The 17,578-nt window shown below is 68.5% G+C and carries 4 protein-coding genes; all 4 read left to right on the plus strand.

Going from position 1 to position 17,578, the window contains the following annotated elements; translation table 11 throughout:
* The first annotated feature begins 27 nt into the window (after positions 1–27).
* From ACFT4A_RS01330 to ACFT4A_RS01345, 4 genes are read left to right on the plus strand one after another with little or no spacing between them, the layout of a single operon-like run.
* Positions 28–3,024, plus strand: coding sequence for an SNF2-related protein (locus ACFT4A_RS01330; protein ID WP_382824840.1), 2,997 nt, complete (start codon positions 28–30; stop codon positions 3,022–3,024).
* Positions 3,021–8,507, plus strand: coding sequence for a hypothetical protein (locus tag ACFT4A_RS01335; RefSeq protein WP_382824841.1), 5,487 nt, complete (start codon positions 3,021–3,023; stop codon positions 8,505–8,507). The genes ACFT4A_RS01330 and ACFT4A_RS01335 overlap by 4 nt, the downstream gene beginning before the upstream one ends.
* Positions 8,504–15,247 (plus strand): DEAD/DEAH box helicase, encoded by a 6,744-nt coding sequence (locus ACFT4A_RS01340; protein WP_382824842.1) that lies wholly within the window; start codon positions 8,504–8,506, stop codon positions 15,245–15,247. Before ACFT4A_RS01335 ends, ACFT4A_RS01340 begins: the two co-directional genes overlap by 4 nt.
* Positions 15,244–17,556, plus strand: coding sequence for a UvrD-helicase domain-containing protein (locus ACFT4A_RS01345; protein ID WP_382824844.1), 2,313 nt, complete (start codon positions 15,244–15,246; stop codon positions 17,554–17,556). Before ACFT4A_RS01340 ends, ACFT4A_RS01345 begins: the two co-directional genes overlap by 4 nt.
* Positions 17,557–17,578 lie beyond the last annotated feature (22 nt).

Genomic DNA, 17,578 nt, shown 5'->3' on the forward strand with positions numbered 1-17,578 from the left:
GGGGCTGTGAGCGGTCGGAGCGTTACGGTGGAGCCGGACGAGGCCGCGGAGGGAACGCGGTCGCTGGGCTCGTCCGGGTACGCGCCGGGAGCGCAGGTCCTGATCCGTGACGAACTGTGGCTCGTGCGCCACTGCACGTGGACTCGTGACGGTTGGATGATCGAGGTCACCGGGATCTCGTCGTTCGTCCGCGGCATGGACGCCACGTTCTACGACCGGCTCGACGCCGTTCAGGAGCTGGATCCGCGCGAGACCGAGCTGGTCGCGGACGACTCGCCGAACCACCGCCGCTCCCGGCTCTTTCTCGAAGCGATCATGCGCAAGACGTTTCTGCCGCAGACCGAGCACGGGCTGGCGCTGGCGGACAACTTCCTCATGGACCAGCAGGTCCATCAGCTGCGGCCGGCGGAGCTGGCGCTCTCCATGAAGAATCCGCAGCCGCGGATCCTGATCGCCGACGTGGTGGGGCTCGGCAAGACCCTGGAGATCGGCGTGCTCCTGGCGGAGCTGATCCGGCGTGGGCGCGGTGAGCGGATTCTGGTGGTGACGCCGCAGCATGTCCTGGAGCAGTTCCAGCGGGAGCTGTGGACCCGGTTCGGGATCCCGCTGGTGCGGCTCGACTCGACCGGCATTCAGCGGGTGCAGCAGGACATCCCCGCGGGCCGTAATCCGTTCGCGTACTTCAAGCGCGTGATCATCTCCGTGGACACGCTGAAGAGCGATGTGTACGCGCACCACCTGGAGCACACCGACTGGGACGCCGTCGTCATCGACGAATCCCACAACCTCGTCAACCGCGGCACGAAGAACAACGCGTTGGCCCGTCTGCTGGCCCGCCGGACCGAAGCCCTGGTGCTGGCCTCGGCCACGCCGCACAACGGTGACGCCGAGTCGTTCGCCGAGCTGGTCAGGATGCTGGACGAGGCGGCGATCGCCAATCCGCGCCAGTACAAGGTGGAGAACCTCGACCACCTCTACATCCGGCGTACGAAGACTTCGCCCGAGGTCCGCGAGTCACTCAAGGGCGCGTGGGCCGACCGCGGCCCGTCCAAGCCGCTCCACGCCGCCGCCACCGACAAGGAACTGGCGGTCTTCAAGGAACTGGCCACGCGCTGGATCCCCGCCGACCCGTCGGCGCCGTCGGCCAGCAGGCATCAGCTCGTGCCGTACCGGCTGCTGAAATCGTTCCTGTCGTCGCACAAAGCCCTGCTGGAGACGATCAAGACCCGGATCGGGAACCTCGACAGCCCACCGCCCGACAAGGCCAACGGCACCAAGCGGCAGACCCGGACTGAGGATCCGGCGGTTCGTGAAGCGGCGCGGAAGGCGGAGAGGGCCGCGCTCGTCGACCTGCGGGACCTCGCCGAGCAGATCGATGACCAGGACTCCGCCAAGATGGCGGCGCTGGCCGAGGAACTGCGCGCCATGGGTGTCAAACCAGGCTCCGACACCCGGGTCGTGGTGTTCTCCGAGAGCATCCCCACTCTGAAGTGGCTGGCGGAGACCGTGCCGGCCGCGCTCGGCTTCCGGCTCGCCACCAGTCCGGACGAGAAGAAGCCCTGGCTGGGCTACGGCGGAGCCGTGCAGGTCATGCACGGCGAAGCCACCACGGACCAGGACCAGCAGGACATCGTCGAGAAGTTCGGCCTGCGCGACGACCCGGTGCGCATCCTGTTCACGGGCGATGTTGCCTCCGAGGGCGTCAACCTCCACCAGCAGTGCCATCTGCTGATCCACTACGACCTTCCGTGGTCCCTGATCCGCATCGAGCAGCGCAACGGCCGTATCGACCGCTACGGCCAGGAACACCGGCCCGAGTTCCGTGCCCTCGTCCTGACCAGCGACATCCCGTGGCGCACCGACGAGGCGACCGGGCAGCCGCGTACCCTGGACGACCGCCTGGTGGGGGAGAAGCTCCTCAAGCGTGAGGAGGAGGCGCACCGGATCGAGGGGTCGGCGGAGGCCGTCACCGGTCTCTACCGGGCCAAGGAGGAAGAGAACCGCCTCACCCAGGACCTGATCGCCGGCCACACGGTCGAGGAGTCCATCAAGCAGTCCCAGAAGGGCGGCGCCGCCTTCCTTGCTGGCCTGCTCGGCCAGGTGGGCGCGGTGCACGAACACCCCGAGGTAGCCCGCGCGGTGGTGCCGAAGCTCTTCCGGTCCACGGCCGACTACTTCGAGGAGGCGCTGCGGCAGGTCTGCCGCCCCAACCCCGAGGACATGCTGTCTCTGCGCCGCGACGACGACGGCACGATCGCCTTCGAACCCCCGCAGGACCTGCTGTACCGGCTCAAGGCGCTCCCCAAGTCGTACCTGGACGAGCAGCAGATCCTGCCGCGCAAAAACGAACCGGGGCGCATCCGCGTCACCTTCTCCAAGAATCTTGCCGGCACCCGACTGAAAGCGGCACGCGAGACCACCGAGTCGCAGTGGCCCAACGTCTCGTACGTCACCGACGTCCACCCCGTCCTGGACTGGCTCACGGACAAGGTGCTGATCGAGATCGGCCGCCACAAGGCACCTGTGCTCGCCGCCACCGTGGACAGCCCGACGTACCTGGTGCAGGGCATCTACTCCAACGCACTCGGCAAGCCTACGGTCGTCGAGTGGATGGCCGTATCCGGCCTGCCCGGCAGCCCCGTCGTCGAGAGGCTGACCGCGGAGGCGCTGGAACGCCACGGCGTCGGACCGAGCATGCCCGGCCGCGCCACTCCCCGTGACCTGCCCGGCCTCAGCGCACTCGTGCCCGACGCGATCGACGCGGCGCGAAGCCATCTCGTCGCCCTCGAAGCCGAGTACCGCAAGCAGATCGACGGCACCCTCGCCCCCTACCGCGAGCGGGTCGCGGAATGGCGGCAGGAAGCGCTCTTCGCCAGCGCACGGCCGAAGGAGGCGGAGCTCGACCGGACGGCCCAGCGGCGGCTGAAGCTGGTCAACTCCCTGGAGACGGCAGGCGAACCCATGCTGCGCCTGCTGGCCGTCCTCGAACCGTACACCGCCGCCGAAGGAGGCACCCAGCGATGAGCACCGACTTCGACTCCTTCGCCAACCGCGGCGAATACCTCTCCGCGCACTACTTCGCCGATCAACTCGGTACGGACCTGAAGAAGGGCCTGTTCGCCACCTGGGCCCTACGCGAGGGCGACGAGAACGACCCACGCAAGAGCGCGCGCGAACTGCTACGCACCCTGCGCACGCCCTACCTCGCCGAGGAGGTGCGCGGATACTTCGCCCAGACCACCCAGGCTGACGCCGATGACGAGGCCCGCCTCAACACGCACAACAACCCGGAGTGGGCCAAGCGGCTCGCCGAGTGGCACCAGACGGTTCTGCGGGGCCTCGGTTACGACTCCGCGCCGGCCGACCTCACCGTGCACCGCGCCGGACGCGACCACACCCTGCCTGTCGCCTACCACGGCCACGGCGTCATCGCCCTCGACTGCGGCTGGTCCGCCGACAACGACGCGGCCCTGGATGTCGACGGTGCCGGACGCCTGCTCACACCCTTCCGGGCTGGTTCGGGCGAGTCGTACGAGACGGGGGCGGCGCTGGCCTCCTGGCTCTTCCAGAGCGAACTCGGCGAGGCGGGCGGCCCGCACCCCCGCTTCGTCCTGCTGCTGTGTGGCGGCGTGATCATCCTCGCCGACCGCCGGTCCTGGAACGAGGGCCGCTACCTCGCCGCCAACCTCGACGCCGCGCTGGAACGCAACGACCGCACCCAGCAGGGCGAACTCGCCACCATCGCAGCCCTGTTCAGCCTGGACATGCTCCGCCCCGGCGAGAACGACCAGAGCCGGGCGATCGACGCCCTCCTCAAGTCCTCCGGCGACAACGCGGCCGGCGTCTCCAACGAACTCCGCTACGGCCTGCAGCATTCCGTGGAGCTCATCGCCAACGAGGTCCTGCACCGGATGGCCGAGCCGGACAACGACGTCACCCCAGCCGACGTCGAAGACCCCAAGATCCCCTTCACCAAGGAACTCACCCGCGAGTCGCTGCGCTACCTCTACCGCATCCTGTTCCTGCTGTACGCCGAGGCCCGCCCCGAACTGGGCATTCTGCCCGCCGACGACGGCTCGTACGAGGCCGGGTACTCCATGGCCCGGCTGCGCGACCTAGTCGAACGCGACGAGGAGTTGGTGGAGGAGGAGGCGAAGAACGGCTTCCACCTCCACGAATCCCTCGACGTCCTGTTCAACAAGGTCAACTACGGCCATCGCGCATACGGCACCGAAGCCGACGACGACCTGCCCGGCGACGACGAGGAGACCCGCAAGGCCAAGGCGGCCCGCCGTATCGAGGGCCGAGGCCTGCGCTTCGAGCCCTTGCGCAGCGAACTCTTCGAACCGGACGCCATCCGCCTCATCGGCCGCGGAGTCATCGACCCGCGCAGCGACGAGGACGAGGCGCCCCGCTGGCTCGACCTGCGCCTGCGCAACGAAGTCCTGCATGAGGTGCTGCGCCTGCTCACCATGAAGAAGGGTCGGCGCGGTGAGCGAGGCGGCTTCATCTCGTACCGCAACCTCGGCATCGACCAACTCGGCGCCGTCTACGAGGGGTTGATGTCCTACACCGGCATCATCGCCGAGGAGCAGCTGTGCGAGGTGGCCCGCGGCGGCGACCCGGAGCAGGGCTCCTGGCTCATCCCCGCGCGCAAGCGGGACCAGTACCCTGACAGGACCCTCGTCCAGTACGGCGAGCAGGACGCCCGCAAGGGCCTGCGCGGCGTGAAGAAGTACGAGAAGGGATCCTTCGTCTACCGGCTTGCCGGCCGCGACCGGGAGACCTCTGCCTCCTACTACACCCCCAAATCGCTGCGACAGGTCACGGTCGAACTCACCCTCAAGCATCGCCTCGACCAGGAACGGGACGGGCACGGCAACGTCATCAAGACGCGGGCCGCGGAGCTGCTGAAGTACAAGATCTGCGAACCGGCCCTCGGTTCGGGCGCGTTCCTCAACGAGGCCATCGACCAGGTCGCCGACGAATACCTCCGCCGCCGCCAGGAGGAACTCGGCATCACCATCCCGACCGCCGACGCGATCACCGAGAAGCAGAAGGCCAAGGCGTACATCGCGCTGCACAATGCGTACGGTGTCGACCTGAACGCCACGGGTGTCGAGCTGGCGGAGGTGTCGCTGTGGCTCAACACCATGCACCCCGGCATGCGAGCCCCCTGGTTCGGCCTGCACCTGCGTCGCGGCAACTCGCTCATCGGCGGGCGACGAGCCGTGTACGAGGGTGACGACGTCTCGGGCGCGGAGAAGGCGTGGCTGAAGGCGAAGGGAGCGCTCGCTCCTACGCCGCTGCCCTTCCTCAAGGACGGCGAAGCTCAGCCGCTGCCGGAGGACGCCGTTCACCAGTTCCTGCTGCCGTGTCCGGGGTGGGCGGCGGTTGCCGGGTCCAAGGAGGCCAAGGAGCTCGCGAAGACGGGCGTCGATCAGCTCGCCGCGTGGAAGAAGGGGATTCTCCAGCGCCCCAAGCGCAGCACCGCGCACCTCAATAAGGACGGCAGCCGCAAGATCGACAGCAAGACCGGGAAGCCCAAGGCGGAAGCGTCCTCGCAGTTCACGAAGTTGCGGGATGCTGCCCGGCGGGTCGAGTTCCTGTGGTCCGCCGTCGTCAAGCGCATGGAGTTGTCCGAGGAGGCGATCGCCCGGCGCATCGACGTATGGCAGGCCGACCCGGCCGATCCCGAGTACGCGTTCCTGCAACGTCCTAAGCAGGCGGTGCGGAAAGAGAAGGTGCTGGAGGATCTCTTCAACGCCGTCGACACGCCGTACTGGCGGCTGAAGACCGTCATGGACGCGTGGTGTGCGCTGTGGTTCTGGCCGGTGGAGAAGGCCGGGCTGCTGGATGGGGCCGATGGCGAGTACACGGTGGGGGCCGATGCCGCCGAGATCGGCGACGCGGAGGGGCTCAGCGAGGTGCTCGGCGGGGTGCCGCTGACGGGGGAGCGGGTTGAGGTCGTTCCCGCGGCTGTGGAACCGCGGTTCGTCGAGGCTACGGCGTTGTTCGCGATGGGGCCCGAGCAGACCTGCTTCGAGGACCTTGAGCTGAGTGCGGACGACGAAGGGGTCGTCGAACTGAAGCGGGTCGGGGCGTCTCGGTCCAAGTCGGGTACCTCGAAGGTGCGCGCGAAGGAGCCGGAACGGCGTTGGTTCGTGCCGCTCAAGAATCTCGACGACTGGATCGAGTTCCTGGAAGCGATGCTGGGTACGGCGGATGTGCCCGCGGGCACGCTGCTCGACAGTTTCACGAGCCTTGAGGCACTGAAGAGCTTCGAGGAGACGCTGCCTGGGTTCATGGGCATGGATGCCGGCAACCCGGAGGACCGGTTCCCGTGGGTGCGGGTGGTGCGGAACATCGCGAAGGAACAGGGGTTTCTGCACTGGGAGTTGGAGTTCGCTCTGGTGTTCGCGCGAGGTGGAGGCTTCGATCTTCAGGTGGGGAATCCGCCCTGGGTGCGACCGCGGTGGAACGAGTCGGCGGTGCTGGCTGAGCATGAGCCGTGGTTCGAGCTGGAGGCGAAGGCTTCTACGGCGGACAAGGGGCGTCGGCGGAATGAGGTGCTGGGGAGTGAGGGCGCTCGGCGGTATGTGCTGGGCGAGCTGACCAACACCAGTGCGCAGGTTGCCGTGTTCGGATCGTCGCAGATGTATCCGTTGCTGACGGGGACGCAGCCTGATGTGTACCGGGCTTTTATGTCACAGGTCTGGGCGCACTCTTCGGCTGACGGAACGGCAGGGATGGTCCATCCCGATACGCATTTCACTGGGGACAAAGAGGGAGCTCTTCGGGAGGCGGCATATCGACGGCTTCGGGTGCACGGGGACTTCGTCAACGCTGTCTGGCGCTTCTTCCCCAAGCCCGTTGGCCACACCACGCATTTCGGAGTCCATGTCTATGGCAAGGATGGGGAGATCAGCTTTGACCATCTCTCCTGGTTGGTCTCTGCAGATGCGTTGCGGCACTCCGCTCAGCATGACGGCTCGGGTGAGGTGCCTGGAGTGCGGTATCGCAACGGGGAGTTCGACGAGCGTCCGCATAAGGCGCGAGTTGTGCGAGTGGACGCGTATCAACTTGCTGTGTGGCAGCGGCTGTTGGACGAGGTCGACCGACCAGTCGAGCAGGCTCGCATGCTCTTCCCGGTCAGCACAGCTGAGGCAGCGGCGATCGAGGCGTTGGCGGATTATCCGCTGAGACTTCGGTCTCTGGCGCCGCAGATCACACGTGGCTACGAGGAGAGCGGAGCCAAGAAGGACAACCTGATCGACTACAACCAGCCCGATCCCAATACAGGTCAGCTGTACAAGCCAGAGCGGTGGCGCCGGGTGATCCTCAAGGGCACCCAATTCAGCGTCGCCACGCCGATTTTTAAGCGGCATGATGCCAGTACTAACGATCCGTACGGGGCTGATCTTGTCGCCCTTGCGCCGGACTTTGTTCCAGACACAGAGTACGTACGGGTGCCCGGCGAGACACAGGCGTATCTGAGCGAGCAGGACCGATGGATCGACCACCGTGCTCTTGCGCGTCTACAGACGAGTGAGAAGGGAATCGCCCGCACCCGGTGCAAGATTGCGCGCGATCTTGGCATTCCCGAAGCACAGGTGACGGTGGAGCAGATCGATGCCGCGCTGGAGGAGCGGGCTCGGCGGCGGTACGCTATCTTTCCTCGGCTGGCATGGCGTCGCCAGATTGCTCCTGACACCGAGCGGGCCTTGTACGCGGCGCTCGTTCCGCCGGGCACCGTGCACATCGACGCAGTACACAGCCTGGCAATGCCCAGCGCCTGTCTCACTGCCCTGGTGGCCGGGTTCTGGGCGGCGTTGCCGTTGGACTACTTCCTCCGGGCCACCGGCCGAGGTGACCTCCGCATCGCCGGTGCCAAGGCAATGCCGGCCCCCACTCACGATCACCCCTTGGCCCCTGCCCTCCTCCTCCGAACCCTCCGGCTCAACTGCCTAACCACCGCCTACGCCGGCCTCTGGCAAGACCTCCACGACCCCAGCTGGCGCACCCAGGAGCCCTGGGCCTGCACCTGGCCAGGCCTCCCGCCCCTCAACGACGTAACCCCCGACTGGACCCCCGACACCCCCCTCCGTACCGAACGCGCCCGCCGCTCCGCCCTAGTCGAGATCGACGCCCTCGTAGCCGTATGGCTGGGCATGGACGCTGACGCCCTCATCGCCGCGTACCGAGGTCGTTTCCCAGTCCTCCAGAAGTACGAGGCAGTCACCTGGTTCGACGCCGACGGATGGAAGCTCGCCGGTAACGCCCGCACGATCGGCCAGCGTCAGACGAAGGAGACCTGGAAGCAGTTCGAGGCGTACCAGGCCGCCCGGGACACCGCTCCCGTCCCCGACGGCTACACCCTCCCCTTCCACAGGGCGGACCGCGAGCAGGAGATGCGTGAGGCGCACGCCTACTTCAAGAAGCGGCTCGACGAAGCGGTCGCCGACGGCAAGTTGGACCCGGTGAAGCAGGAGGTACCGAACCCGTGAGGCCGACTCTCCAGGCGCGCGGGCTCAAGGAGAGCCTGCTGCAGTACCTGTCGACGACGTACGCACTCACCGACGAGGGCGCCCGAGAAGCCCTGCATCGGTTCCTCGGGGACGAGACGTCGGGGATGTTCCGGGGCCCGTACCTCCGCATCCGTACGCCCTTCACCACGGCCGACGACAGCTGGCGTGAACACCTCGAATGGCAGCGCGAGGGATTCACGCCGTACGCCCACCAGGCCCTCGCCTTCGCCCGGTTGGCCTCCGCCAACGGGCACACCCCGCAGCCGACCCTTGTCACGACCGGCACGGGCTCGGGCAAGACGGAGTCCTTCCTTTACCCGGTACTCGACCACTGCCGCCGGGAGCGCGAGGCCGGGAAGACCGGGGTCAAGGCGGTCTTCCTGTACCCGATGAACGCGCTTGCCACCGACCAGGCGCAGCGCATAAACGACCTGCTCACGCGGAACGAGGCCGGGCTCGGCAAGCTGTGGGCGGGGCTGTACATCGGGGACCGTGCGGCGACCAAGTACGAGAGGGTACGCACCCGGCGATCCGACATGCAGCTGTCGCCGCCGGACATCCTGATCACCAACTACAAGATGCTGGACCTGCTGCTGCAGCGTGAGGACGACGCCCCGCTGTGGCAGGGGGCGGACATCCGGTACGTGGTGGTCGACGAGTTCCACACGTATGACGGCGCTCAGGGCACCGACGTGGCCATGCTGCTGCGGCGGCTCGCCTCCGCCGTCGGGGTGTCCGAAGAGGGGCGCCCGCTCGGGTCCATTTGCCCGGTGGCGACCTCCGCGACGCTCGCGTCGGGGACGGACGACGACGGCATGGCGCGGCTGCTCGACGTGGCCACCGATGTCTTCGGCACCGAGTTCACGGCGGAGTCCATCGTCGGGGAGAACCGGCTGTCGGTCGAGGAGTTCGTTCCGCTCACCGACGTCAAGATGCAGGGCCTTCCCACGCCGGACGAGATGCTGGCGCTGCCCGATCCTGCCTCCGGCGAAGAGGCTCTGCTCGACCTCATCGAGTCCGTGACCGGCATCCGCGACAAGGATCCGCTCCTCCTCGGCGAGAACCTGAAGCGACACCTGTTCACCCGAGCCGTGATGCAGGCGCTGGACGGTGAGGTGAAGAACAGCGCCGAGGTGCTGGACGTCATGTGGCGGGCCGGTGCGGCTGGTTGGGCGGAGGCGGTGGCCCGGCAGCCGGAGAAGGCCGCCGAGGCGCTGGCCAGGTTCGTGGCGTTGTTGTCGTACGCGCGTGATCCGAAGTCTCCGCCGGGGGAGCCGCGGCCGTTCGTGCATGTCGAGGTGCACCAGTGGGCCCGGTCGGTGTCGAGGCTGCTGCGTGGCGTACTGCCGTGGCCGAAGGCGGAGTTCCGCTGGGACGCTGCCGGGCTGGCCGACGCGAGCGCGAGTGACAGCGGACGTCCGGCTCCCGTAACGACGGCGACCTCGGGGCAGAACGCCAACCTCTTCCTGCCGGCCGTCTACTGCCGTGACTGCGGGCGGTCAGGATGGGCGGTGTTCTCCCCGGAGAGCGACGACCACGACGTCCAGTTCGATACCTTCAAGATCCGGCGCGCCTCGCTCGGCCAGGACAAGGCGCGCGTGCGGAACCTGATCGCGGCTACCGACCGGGAGGCGCGGGAAGGGTCCGGCGCGGCGCCCATGGCCGGTGGGGGCAGGGGCACGAACGGCGCCTCGGCCGGGCAGGGTGCCGGCGGGCTGCTCATGGTGCTCGACGGTGTGCGCAAGCGGCTGCGGCTGCCCGACCCCCTCAACGACTACGACAAGGACACCAAGGAGCCGCGCCTTACGGCCCGCGACTCGGCCTTCGTGCTGGTCCACTTCGGCGGTACGGTCGCCAACACCGCGGCCAGAGAGGACTGGTGCCCGGCCTGCGGTGAGCGCAACGCGATCCGCTTCCTGGGTACTGGCTCGGCGGCGATGGCCGCGGCCTCGATCACGCAGCTGTTCACGGGCGGGGAGCTCGACAGGGAGCTACACGAGAACAAGACACTGATGTTCAACGACTCCGTGCAGGACGCCGCGCACCGGGCTGGGTTCGTCGCGAACCGGTCGTACACCTTCTCGTTGCGCGCGCTGCTGGCCAAGCACCTGAGTCACGACGAGCCGACCGCGCTCAACGATCTGATCGCGAACGTCGTCGAGGCCACCACGGACAAGGACACCCTTGCCGCCGTCGTGCCACCCGACCTGCACGTCTACAAGGGAGTTGAAAGGCTGCTGTCCGGTCAGGGGCGTGGTGGTGGCATGCCGGTGTGGCGGTTGATCGGGCAACGGCTCGCCTTCGAGGCGCTGATGGAGTTCGGGTTCCGGTCCCGCAATGGCCGTACGCTGGAGCTGACCCGTACCGCCGCAGCGCAGGTGCGCATCGACGACACGGCGGCCGTGGTGGCGCTGGTCCGGCGAATCCATGAGGAGTGCGTGCGCGACGGGGTGCCGTTGGTCGCCCAGGACGACGCCCGCTACTTGGCGTTCGTACGGATCTTCCTGGAGCGGCTGCGGACCCGCGGAGCGGTCGCGCACAAGTGGCTGAACAAGTACATGGACGAGGCGGGTACCAGCCGGTATTTCGTCTGGGGTGGGCGCGCGCCGGGGATGAAGGCGTTCCCCAAGCGGGTGGCGGCCCCGGTGTTCCTGCTCAACCAGCCCAAGGACGGCAGCGAGTTCGACTTCGCCACCGGCCGGCTGTCCTGGTACGAGCGGTGGGCCGGCCGCTGCCTTGAGCTACCGCGTGAGCTGGCACCGGAGTTCTGGTCGAAGCTGCTGCCCGAACTGGCCGCTCTCGGACTGCTGTCGGTACGCACTCCGCAGGACACGTCGCTGCGGGTCTACGGGCTCAAGCCGGGCAACATCGAGGCCCGGCTGCTGGACGACGAACAGGTGCGGCACGCCTATGTGCGCTGCCCGGTGTGCTTCTGGGAGCAGACGGTGCATCCGTCGCTGCTGGACCAGTGGCACGAGCAGCCCTGCCCCTCGTACCGCTGCCGCCGGGGCCGTCTGGTCGCCGGCGACCGGCCCGAGGGGCTCGGAGTCCACCACCGCGACCGGGACTACACCCGCGACTACTACCGGAGCCTCTACCGCCGGGCCGGCACCTATCAGGTGGTCACCGCCGAGCACACCGGCATGCTCACCCGCCCGCAGCGCGAGCAGGTCGAGCAGGCCTTCAAGCGGCGTGAGGGGTTCAAAGACCCGAACGTGCTGTCCTGCACGCCGACGCTGGAGATGGGCATCGACATCGGTGACCTGTCGGCGGTGGTGCTGGCCGCGCTGCCGCGCCGCCCGGCCTCGTACGCCCAGCAGGTCGGGCGAGCCGGACGCCGTACGGGCAACGCGTTCCTGCTGACCATCCCGGACCGCAGGCGCCGGGACCTGTACTTCCTGGAGCGTCCCAAGGACCTGATCGCGGGCACGATTGTGCCCCCGGGCTGCTACTTGTCGGCCATCGAAATCCTGCGCCGCCAGTACCTGGCCCATCTGCTCGACCACGCCGCCGCCGGGCGGCTGGTGCGCGCGGACGGGATCGTGCTGCGGGCCCTGCCGCACAAGGCGCCGCGCCTGTTCGGCCCGTCGGGGTATCTCGTCGACCTGGTGGAACTGGCCATCGCCCAGGGTGAAGAACTCGCCAAGCAATTCCTGGAGTTGTTCCCCACCGGTGTCAGCGACCAGGCCAAGGAGGACCTGATCAGGTACGCCACGCACGAACTGCGCGGCAAGGTCGAGGAGGCCGAACGAGAGTGGTTCCGGGGCGAACGCGCCCTGCGGGCCCGGCTGAAGGAGATCGACGAGGCCCACGACGAGCTGCACGACTCCGACCCGGACCAGGCCCGGCAGAAGGCCGAACTCGACGCCGAACGGCGCGGTGTCGGGCGGCGTCTGATGAACCTGGGCGAGACCCCGGCGCAGACCGCGCTGTGCGACCTGGGGCTGCTGCCGAACTACGCCCTGATCGACTCCACGACCATCCTGTCAGCGACCTTGTACGGCGAGGACGGTGTAGACCCCGAGACGAAGAAGACGAAGTACACCTCCGACACATACGCCTACGAGCGGCCCCGGCGTATCGCGCTGGAGGAACTGGCGCCCGGCAACACCTTCTACGTCAACGGCTACAAGCACCAGATAAGCGGCCTGGAGATCGCCACCGGTGGCAAGCAGGAGTGGCGCACCTGGCGGGTGTGCCCCGGCTGCGGCTACGTCCGTACCGAGAACGCCGCCGAGGACCGCTCGCCGTGCCCGCGATGCAAGACCGCGCACATCGCCGACGACGGCTCGTGCCTGTTCCAGATCGTCGAACCCGCCACCGTCACCTCGCGCGACAAGCGGGAGGATGCCCGGATCCGTGACGACAAGGACGACCGCGACCGCCGTTCCTATGCCGTCGTGGACGCGGTGGACATCCCGGAGGCCGACATCGAGCCCGGCTCGTGGCGGCACAAGCATCAGACGTTCGGGGTTGACTACTGCCGTCGGGCCATGATCCGGCGGATCAACGTCGGGCCGGTCCGCTACGACGCCCAGTCCCGTGACGACTTCGCCGGACACCTGGTGCGGCTCAACCCGTTCCACGTGTGCACGGCGTGCGGCGCGGCCAGCGCCGACGGACAGCCCGTCTTCGACCACGACACCGACGAACTGGACTCCCTCGCCGCCCGCAGCGGTCGCCTCAAGCACCACCGCCCGTGGTGCCCGCTGCGCCGCGGCAAGAAGACTGGCGCCCGCCAGGAGCCGGTGCTGCTCGCCCACCAGTTGCAGACCGAGGCACTGCGCGTGCTGATCCCGGCCGCCACCGCGGACGTCGACGCCAAGGTGCACTCCTTCCGGGCCGCACTGCGGCTCGGCGTGGACCTGCACTTCGGGGGCGACCCGCAGCACTTGGCCACCACGGTCGCCTCCATGCCGGACACCGGCAGCGGGGAACGACGCTGGTTTCTGGTGCTCTTCGACTCCCTGCCCGGCGGCACCGGCTACCTGGACCGGCTCACCGACCGGGATGCGTTCCGAGACACCCTCCTGGCGGCGTACGAGACGCTGAAGAACTGCCCGTGCGCCGAGGAGCAGCGCCGCGCCTGCCACCGCTGCCTGCACCGTTACACCCCGGAGCCCTTCCAGGACATCGTCTCGCGCCAGTCCGCGCTGACCATGCTGGAGTCCCTGCTGTTCACGAAGGACGGCGAGGACGGCTGGGAGATCGACGACGTCGAGCACACCGGGCTCGTCGGCCTGGACGCCCAGGTGGAGTCCGACCTGGAGGCCCGCTTCCTGGCCGCCCTGCGCGACTGGGTGAAGGTCACCGACGACGCCTCCCTGGACGAAGACGGCCACGCCAGCGGCCACCTCCGCTTCACCAGCAGTGCCGGCGAATCCAGCGGCTCCGGTGTGATGCACTGGCGGCTCACCGCCCAGCAGCAACTCCGGGGCACCGTCAGCGACTTCACCTTCACCCGCGTCGACGGACCGGCCCAGAGCGTCAAGGTCTACCTCGAAGGTTTCCGCTTCCACGCCAGCCGCGAGCACAACCAGATCGCCGCCGACGCGGCCAAGCGCACCCGCCTGCGCGCCGACGGTGAGATCGTCTTCCAGGTCACCTGGGCCGACATCGACCTGTTCGAGAACCGGCCCACCCGCACGAAGCCCGTTTGGCCGCCTTATCGAGGCACCGCGCAGGAGGGGGCCAAGACGGCGTACGAACAGTACGGCGGCCAGCGCGCCCACTTCGCCGGAGCCGTCTTCGCCAACCCCATCGACACGCTGATCGCCTACCTGCGCGACCCGGACCCCGAGCGCTGGACCCGCCGGGCCCGCGCGCTCGTCACCGGGCTGACGGCCCAGCCCGGCACGGCCCCGGTCGCCGCGACCGGACGGCGCAGTGAACTCGTCGCCGCCCTGCGCGGCCAGCTAGCCACGCTCTCCGCCGCCGACCGCCACGATCAGCCGGTCGCCCCGGACGCCGCCGGCATCGGACCCGTGCATGTCTTCCGCTCCCAGGACGACACCGGGCTGCCGATCGTGTTCGCGGTGGACGGTGCCGACCCTGAGAACCTGAAGTGGACCGCGCTCACCGTCCTCGACGACAGCGACGCCGTACTGGACACCGACGAGCACAAGGAACGCTGGCGGTCCTGGCTGTACTGGAGCAACCTCACCCAGTTCCTCTCGTCGGCTGGTGGCGACGGTGTGCAGCTCGCCACCAGCAAAGCCGCCGAATTCGAGGTCGAGATCCTTGCCGTCTGCGGCGGACTCGGTGAGCTCGACTCGCTCATCGGCGTACCAGCCGTCACGGTCAAGCCGGCAGACCCGAGCCCGGACGAGGACTCGGCGGCCGAGCAGGCCGTCGCCCGGCTCCTGCGTGACGCGGCCTGGGACGAGGAGATTCTGGAGCTCCTGCGCGAGGAGCCCGTCGAGGCGCCCGACCTGCTCCGCCTCGCCGAGCTGCTCGCCGACCGGGGCAAGCGGGCGCCCGTCTTCGGCTACGAACTGGGCAGCACCAGCCGCTGGCCGGCCGACTTCGCATGGCACGTCTCCGGCGTGAAGATCGCCGTGGTCCCCGCTCCCGCGAGCGAGGACGACGACGAGGCACACCGGCGCGACGGCGCCTACACCGCGGACGGCTGGACCGTACGGACCGCGGCCGCATGGCTCGACCACCTCGACGAGCTGATCGCCCAGATCCCCGACACGGAAGAAGGCACACCCCGATGACCGCCCGGCTCCGCCTGTACCGCAAGGCCGAACAGGAGCTGTACAAACTCGACCGCTCGGTGAAGTCGGACTTCTACAACTTCTGCCATCACTTCCGGGACAACCCCGAGCTGCCGGGCCTGCGCAAGAAGCAGCTCAAGGGCGACTCACGCATCTGGTCCGCCCGCGTCAGCAAGGACTACCGTGCTCTGCTGACCCCCACCGGCGTCGACGCGGACGGTATCGAGAGCTGGCTGCTCATCGCCGTCCGGCACCGCAAGGACGTCTACGAAGAGCTTCAGGTCGCCGTCAACCGCGTCACCGGTGAAATCGAATTCGTCGACCTGTCGGTCGTCGGCCAGAGTGCTCTGAGCAGGGCCGGCATCACGCTGACCCCGGCGGAGCCCGAGCCTGAGACGAAGCCGCAGGCCGTGAAGCCTGCCCCCGAGCCGGTACCCGCGGCACCGGCCCTGCTGTCCGCGTACGACGCCGGACAGCTGCGCGAGCTCGGCGTCGCGGACCAGCTCATCGAGCTGGCGCTGATCGTGACCACCAGCGAGGAGCTCGACCAGCTCCTGGAGGGTGCCCCGCTGCTGTCGAAGGACGTCCTGTACGGCCTCGCCGCGGGCATGGACATCGACGACGTACGCCGCGAGATCACCGCCCCCGTCGAGCTCGACGAGCGCCCCGACCTCGACGACTTCGCCGCCGCCCTATCGCGCACGAAGGTGACCACGGTCGACGACGATGTACGTGACGCCATCGAAGAAGGCGACTTCCGCGCCTGGAAGGTCTTCCTCCACCCGACCCAGGAACGCCTGGTCCACCGCCACTACAAAGGCCCCGCCCGGGTTTCCGGCGGCCCCGGCACCGGCAAGACCATCGTCGCCCTGCACCGCGTCAAGCACCTCGCCGAGCAGCTGCCTCCCGGCCACAGCAAGCCGATCCTGCTGACCACCTTCACCAAGAACCTCACCACCGACCTACGGCTCAGGCTCGCCTCCCTGATCGAACCCGAGCTCCTGGCCCGCGTCGACATCGCCCACATCGACCAGCTCGCCGCGCGCGTCCTCGGCGAGAACACCGCCCCCGGCCGCGGCAAGCAGCGCGTGTACGACCACGTGGCCCTCAACGAGATGCGCCAACTGCTTGCCGAGCTCGACGACCGGCGCTTCGAGCCGGAGTTCCTCCTGGAAGAGTGGGAACAGGTCATCCTCGGCCAGGCCGTCGCCACCCGCTCCGACTACTTCAACGCCCGCCGGGCCGGTCGCGGCCGGGCGCTGACCCGCCCCGAGCGCAACCACGTCTGGAAGCTCATCGAGCAGTTCACCGCCCGCCTCGACAAGCTGGGCGTGGAAACCTGGGGCCAGGCCGCCGAGCGCGCCGCCCGACACGAGATCGAGCGTGCCGCGAAGATCAGGGCCCGCCGCGAGTACAAAGAAGAGATCGGCGGCAAGGACCTCATCCACCGCGACAACAGCTCCGGCATGCGCTACCTCGGCTACCGCTACCGGCACATCGTCGTCGACGAGGCCCAGGACCTGCGCCCCGCGCACTGGAAGATGCTGCGGGCCATGGCCGACCCCGACCTGCCCAACGACCTGTTCATCGCTGGCGACACCCACCAGCGCATCTACGACCACCAAGTCGCCCTCGGCGCCCTCGGCATCAACATCCGCGGCCGAGCCTCCCGCCTGACCCTCAGCTACCGCACGACCAAGGAGATCCTCGCCGAGGCCCTCCGCGTCGTGGAGCCCAAGGAGAACAGCGGGAAGATCACCTACGACGATCTCGACGACGGCACCGACAGCCTCGCTGGATACCGTTCCGTGCTCCACGGCCCGAAGCCGGGCTTCGTTCCGTACGCGACCTGGGAGGACGAACTCGCCGGCCTCGCGGCCACCTTGGCGGCCTGGCGTGCAGAGCTGTCGACCGACGAGAACGGAGCGCCTCTCGACCCCAGCGGCCGGATCGCCGTGTGCGTCGCCGACCGCGACATGGTCAGCCAGACCATGTACTACCTGGAGACGAAGGCGGGCATCACCTGCGCCGAGCTCACCAAGGAAGGCCCCAAGGGCGACGGTGAGATTCACGTGGGCACCATGCATCGCTTCAAGGGCCTGGAATACCAACGCCTCGCCATCGTCGGCGCCAGCGACGGCATCATTCCGCGCACCAGCGTGATCGAGCGCTATCGCACCGAGGACCCGCCCCGCTACGAGCGCGAACAGCGCAAGGCCCGCTCTCTACTGTTCGTCGCCGCCACCCGCGCCCGCGACGCCCTCAACATCAGCTGGCACGACAAGCCCAGCCCCTTCCTGCCGATGTGAGGGGCCGGTGGCGCACCTGGGC

This window comes from Streptomyces sp. NPDC057099, assembly GCF_042671245.1.
Classification (GTDB): Bacteria; Actinomycetota; Actinomycetes; order Streptomycetales; family Streptomycetaceae; genus Streptomyces; species Streptomyces purpurascens.

Coding starts and splice junctions, on each gene's coding strand:
- ACFT4A_RS01335 (WP_382824841.1), top strand. CDS start 3,021: ATGAGCACCGACTTCGACTCCTTCGCCAACCGCGGCGAATACCTCTCC.
- ACFT4A_RS01345 (WP_382824844.1), top strand. CDS start 15,244: ATGACCGCCCGGCTCCGCCTGTACCGCAAGGCCGAACAGGAGCTGTAC.